Source organism: Dongia sp. (assembly GCF_041906375.1).
Taxonomy (GTDB): domain Bacteria; phylum Pseudomonadota; class Alphaproteobacteria; order Dongiales; family Dongiaceae; genus Dongia.
The window spans coordinates 1-5,136 of record NZ_JAYRJJ010000022.1 but is presented as its reverse complement, the minus strand read 5'-3'; the positions used below and the strand labels follow the sequence as shown (position 1 = coordinate 5,136).

Genomic DNA, 5,136 nt, shown 5'->3' with positions numbered 1-5,136 from the left:
TCGGCCCCAATCCGTGCCGTTCTGCACTCGATGCCGGCATCAAGGCCGGCAAAGCCGCGACGCCCGGGCAGAAGATCATCGAAGGCTCCGGCCAAGTGATCGAAGGTGTCGGCGAAGGTGCCGGCCAAGTCATTGAAGGTGTGGGCGAGGGCGCCAAGGCGATCGGCAAGGAAACCGGCAAGGCGCTGGAATCGATCGGCAGCGGAATCAACAATCTCTTCGGGAACTGATGAACATGCTGGGTTCGGCGCCGCGCCGCTTCTACAAGATTGTCGCCACGACCAAGGGTGCCGGTGGTTGGAACGTGACGCTGGACGGCAAGCTGCTGCGCTCGCCGGCAAAGAAGGACTTCAATCTGCCGACCCAGGCGCTGGCGCAGGGCATTGCCGCCGAATGGGATGCGCAGCTCGAGCAGATCCGCCCGAACTCGATGCCGCTGATGCAATTGGCCGCGACCGCCATCGACCGCATCGGGCCGGAGCGGGCGCGGATCGTCGCCGATGTCGCCGGCTATGGCGGGACCGATCTGGTCTGCTACCGGGCGAGCCAGCCGCCGGCCTTGGTCGAGCGCGAGGCCCAGGCCTGGGACCCGTTGCTCGACTGGCTGCGGCGTCGATATGACGTGTCGCTGAAGGCGACCAGCGGCATTGTCGCGGTGGAGCAGCCCAAAGCGACGATGGAAGCGCTGACACGGGTGGTCGAGGGGCATGATGATTTCGCCCTTGGCTGCCTTGCGACCATGGTTCACGCCGTGGGTTCGCTGGTGATCGGCCTGGCGGTGGCGGAAGGCGAGATCACGCCGGAACAGGCCGCCCATGCCGCTCAGCTCGACGAGCTTTACCAGGCGGAACGTTGGGGCGAGGATAAGGAGGCGGTCGACCGCCGCGTGGCCCAGCTTGCCGAACTGGTGGCGGCACGGCGATTTTTTGATCTGCTGGCTCAGGATTAGCGGCGGCTTACCGGGCAGAAGAGGCCGATTTTCCCACGCTTTTGGGCCGCTTCTTCCTTGGGTTCGGGATATCTTCGTGCTATCCAGAGCACGCTTTTCGCACCTGCGGAAAAAATCGCAGGGCGATGTCTTTTGTTCGGGGGACCGGTCCGATGCAGGAAATCCTGAAACAGCTCGAAGAGAAGCGGGCGGCGGCGCGTGCCGGTGGCGGCAAGAAGCGTGTCGACGCCCAGCATGCCAAGGGGCGCCTCACGGCCCGCGAGCGTATCGAACTGCTGCTCGATCCGGATTCCTTCGAAGAATGGGACATGTTCGTCGAGCATCGCTGCCATGATTTCGGCATGGGTGCGCAGCGCGTGCCGGGCGACGGTGTCGTCACCGGCTACGGCACCATCAACGGCCGTCTCGTCTTCGTCTTCAGCCAGGATTTCACCGTTTTCGGCGGCTCGCTCTCGGAGGCCCATGCCGAGAAGATCTGCAAGGTGATGGAACAGGCGATGCGCGTCGGCGCCCCGGTCATCGGCATCAATGATTCCGGCGGTGCCCGCATCCAGGAAGGTGTCGCGTCGCTGGCCGGCTATGCCGAGGTGTTCCAGCGCAACATCATGGCCTCGGGCGTGGTGCCGCAGATCAGCGTCATCATGGGCCCCTGTGCCGGTGGCGCCGTCTATTCGCCGGCCATGACCGATTTCATCTTCATGGTGAAAGACAGTTCCTACATGTTCGTCACCGGCCCCGATGTGGTGAAGACGGTGACCCATGAGAACGTCACCTTCGAACAATTGGGCGGTGCCGTCACCCACAGCCAGAAATCCGGCGTCGCCGACCTCGCCTTCGAGAACGATGTCGAGGCGCTGCTCGAAGTCAGGCGCTTCGTCGACATGCTGCCGGCCTCGAACCGTTCCAAGGCGCCGCAGCGTATCTCGGCCGATCCGATCGACCGCGACGAAATGTCGCTCGATACGCTGATCCCGTCCAATCCGAACAAGCCCTATGACATGAAGGAACTCATCACCAAGGTGGTGGATGAGGGCGACTTCTTCGAATTGCAGCCCAATTATGCGCGCAACATCCTCACCGGTTTCGCGCGCATGGGCGGCGAAACGGTGGGCATCGTCGCCAACCAGCCGATGGTGCTGGCCGGCTGCCTCGACATCGATTCGTCCAGGAAAGCGGCGCGTTTCGTGCGCTTCTGCGATTGTTTCGAGATCCCCATCGTCACCTTCGTCGACGTGCCGGGCTTCCTGCCCGGGACCACGCAGGAGCATGGCGCCATCATCAAGCACGGCGCCAAGCTGCTCTTTGCCTATGGCGAGGCGACGGTGCCGAAGGTCACGGTCATCACCAGGAAGGCCTATGGCGGCGCCTATGACGTCATGAGCTCGAAGCATCTCCGCGGCGATGTCAACTTCGCCTGGCCGACGGCGGAAATCGCCGTGATGGGCCCCAAGGGCGCCGTCGAGATCATCTTTCGTGCCGATATCGGCGATGCTGCGAAGATCGCCGAGCGGACCGAAGAGTATCGCCAGAAATTCGCCACCCCCTTTGTGGCGGGTGCGCGCGGTTTCATCGACGACGTCATCATGCCGCATTCGACCCGGAAGCGCATCTGCCGGTCGCTTGCCATGCTCAGGGATAAGAAAGCCGAGAATCCCTGGAAGAAGCACGACAACATCCCGCTTTGATGGTGCGTGTGTTTATTGATACGCCCATGCCGCCGCTCTCTTCCCCCTCTCCCCTCGCGGGAGAGGGTTGGGGTGAGGGGGTGGAGCGAGCGAGACTGAATGCCAGTGCCCCCTCACCCTACCCTCTCCCGCGAGGGGAGAGGGTTACAGAGCCGGGCGCATCGAGATCTGTCGGGGGTAACTGACGTGTTCAAGAAGATCCTGATTGCCAATCGCGGCGAAATCGCCTGCCGCGTCATCAAGACCGCCAAAGCCATGGGCATCAAGACCGTGGCCGTCTATTCCGAAGCCGATGCCGACGCGCTCCATGTGCGCCTGGCGGATGAAGCCGTGGCCATCGGCCCGGCGGCGGCGCGTGAAAGCTATCTCGTCATCGAGAAGATCGTCGAGGCCTGCAAGGCGACGGGCGCAGAGGCCGTGCATCCGGGCTACGGATTCCTCTCCGAGAACATGAAATTTGCGGAGGCCTTGAAGAAGGCCAAGATCGCCTTCATCGGCCCCGACCCTCATGCCATCCATGCCATGGGCGACAAGATCGAATCGAAGAAGCTCGCCAAGGAAGCGGGCGTCAACATGGTTCCGGGTTTCCTCGACGTGATCAAGGACGGCGACCATGCCGTGAAAATCGCCCGCGAGATCGGCTATCCGGTCATGGTGAAGGCTTCGGCCGGCGGCGGCGGCAAGGGCATGCGTGTCGCCTATAACGATGCCGAGACCAAGGATGGCTTCCGCTCCGCGACGGCCGAAGCCAAGGCCAGCTTCGGCGATGATCGCATCTTCATCGAGAAGTTCATCGAAGAGCCGCGCCATATCGAGATCCAGGTGCTGGCCGACGGCCATGGCAATTGCTTGTATCTCGGCGAGCGTGAATGCTCGATCCAGCGCCGCCACCAGAAGGTGATCGAGGAAGCGCCCTCACCCTTCCTCGACGAGAAGACCCGCGCCGCCATGGGCGAGCAGGCGGTGGCCTTGGCCAAGGCGGTCAAATACAAATCCGCCGGCACGGTCGAATTCATCGTCGACGGCAAGCGGAACTTCTACTTCCTCGAGATGAACACACGCCTGCAGGTCGAACATCCGGTGACCGAAATGGTGACCGGCCTCGATCTCGTCGAGCAGATGATCCGCGTGGCTTACGGCGAGAAGCTGAAGCTCAAGCAAGCGGATGTGAAGCTGAAAGGCTGGGCGATCGAGGCGCGGGTCTATGCCGAGGACCCCTTGCGCAACTTCCTGCCCTCAACCGGCCGCCTGGTGCGCTACCGCGAGCCGGCGCTGGGGAGCAGCGTGCGCGTCGATTCCGGCGTCTATGAAGGCGCCGAGATCAGCATGTTCTACGACCCGATGATCGCCAAGCTCGTGGCCTATGGCGCCGACCGCAAGACGGCGACGCAGACCATGCGCGAGGCGCTGGACGCCTTCTATATCCGTGGCCTCAACCACAACATGCCGTTCCTTTCGGCTCTGATGGCGCATGAGCGCTTCGCTGCCGGCCGCCTCACCACCGGTTTCATCGCCGAGGAATTCCCCGACGGCTTCCATGGCGTGAGCCTGAAGGCCGAGGCGCTGTCCGATCTCGTCGCGGTGGCGGCGGTGGTGCATCACCGCTACGAGCTGCGCGCCCATGAACGCGCGCCGCGCTTCCATTCCAATGGCAGCGCCGTCGATGGCAAATGGGTGGTGAAACTGGGGTCCGACAAGCATGAGGCGACGGTGGCGGAAACCGCCGCCGGCTTTGCCGTCATCGCCGACAAGAAGAGCCACGAGCTGGTCAGCGACTGGAAACTGGGCGACGTGCTGTGGCGTGGCCGCATCGACGGGCGCAGCGTTACCGTGCAGATCGACCGCACCGGCATCGGCTACCGGCTCACCTATGCCGGCGCCCAGGTCAATGTGCTCGTGCTCACCCCTCGCGCCGCCGATCTCGACCGGCATATGCTGGTCAAGCAGCCGCCGGACATGTCGAAATACCTGCTCTCGCCCATGCCGGGTCTCCTGGTCTCTCTGGCGGTGAAGGAAGGCCAGGAAGTGAAGGCCGGCGAGGAGCTCTGCGTCGTCGAAGCCATGAAGATGATGAACATATTGAAGGCCGAGCGCGACGGCACGGTCGCCAAGATTCCGGCCAAGATCGGCGATAGCCTTGCTGTCGACCAGGTCATCGTCGAATTTGCCTGATGAGCGCCGATTCGACCCGTGTGGCCAAGCTCTGCCGCATCAGCGGCAAGGTGCAGAATGTCTGGTACCGCGCCTGGACGGTCGAACAGGCAGAGGCGCGCGGCCTCAAAGGCTGGGTGCGCAACCGCGCCGACGGTTCGGTTGAGGCACTCTTCGCGGGGCCTTTCGACAAGGTCACCGACATGATCGCCGCCTGCCACCAAGGCCCCAAAGCCGCGCGTGTGGCGGGCGTGGCGGTTGAGGATTTCGCAGGGGACATACCGGAAGGTTTCGCGCAAACATCCGACGCATGATTTAACGTCGGAGGCGAAACATGGATCTCGGGATCAG

At 63.3% G+C, this 5,136-nt stretch carries 5 protein-coding genes; all 5 read left to right on the top strand.

The window, feature by feature from the left end:
* A partial coding sequence (locus ACE3OA_RS21385; protein WP_374314657.1) for a hypothetical protein occupies window positions 1-230 on the top strand: 230 nt, incomplete at its 5' end.
* The gene (locus ACE3OA_RS21380) at window positions 230-949 is read left to right on the top strand and encodes an ATP12 family chaperone protein (RefSeq protein ID WP_374314655.1); all 720 of its coding nucleotides are present in this window, start codon (window positions 230-232) and stop codon (window positions 947-949) included. The genes ACE3OA_RS21385 and ACE3OA_RS21380, both read left to right, overlap by 1 nt.
* Before the next feature lie 152 nt (window positions 950-1,101).
* Entirely contained in the window at window positions 1,102-2,634 is a 1,533-nt protein-coding gene (locus ACE3OA_RS21375; RefSeq protein WP_374314653.1) for an acyl-CoA carboxylase subunit beta, read from the top strand.
* Between the two features lie 186 nt (window positions 2,635-2,820).
* Window positions 2,821-4,806 carry an acetyl-CoA carboxylase biotin carboxylase subunit gene (locus tag ACE3OA_RS21370; RefSeq protein ID WP_374314651.1) on the top strand — a complete coding sequence of 662 codons (1,986 nt, stop codon included), beginning with the start codon at window positions 2,821-2,823 and terminating at the stop codon, window positions 4,804-4,806.
* On the top strand, window positions 4,806-5,099 hold the full coding sequence (locus ACE3OA_RS21365; protein ID WP_374314649.1) for an acylphosphatase: 294 nt from the start codon (window positions 4,806-4,808) through the stop codon (window positions 5,097-5,099). Before ACE3OA_RS21370 ends, ACE3OA_RS21365 begins: the two co-directional genes overlap by 1 nt.
* The last annotated feature ends 37 nt before the right edge of the window (window positions 5,100-5,136 follow it).

Coding starts and splice junctions, on each gene's coding strand:
- ACE3OA_RS21380 (WP_374314655.1), top strand. CDS start 230: ATGAACATGCTGGGTTCGGCGCCGCGCCGCTTCTACAAGATTGTCGCC.
- ACE3OA_RS21375 (WP_374314653.1), top strand. CDS start 1,102: ATGCAGGAAATCCTGAAACAGCTCGAAGAGAAGCGGGCGGCGGCGCGT.
- ACE3OA_RS21365 (WP_374314649.1), top strand. CDS start 4,806: ATGAGCGCCGATTCGACCCGTGTGGCCAAGCTCTGCCGCATCAGCGGC.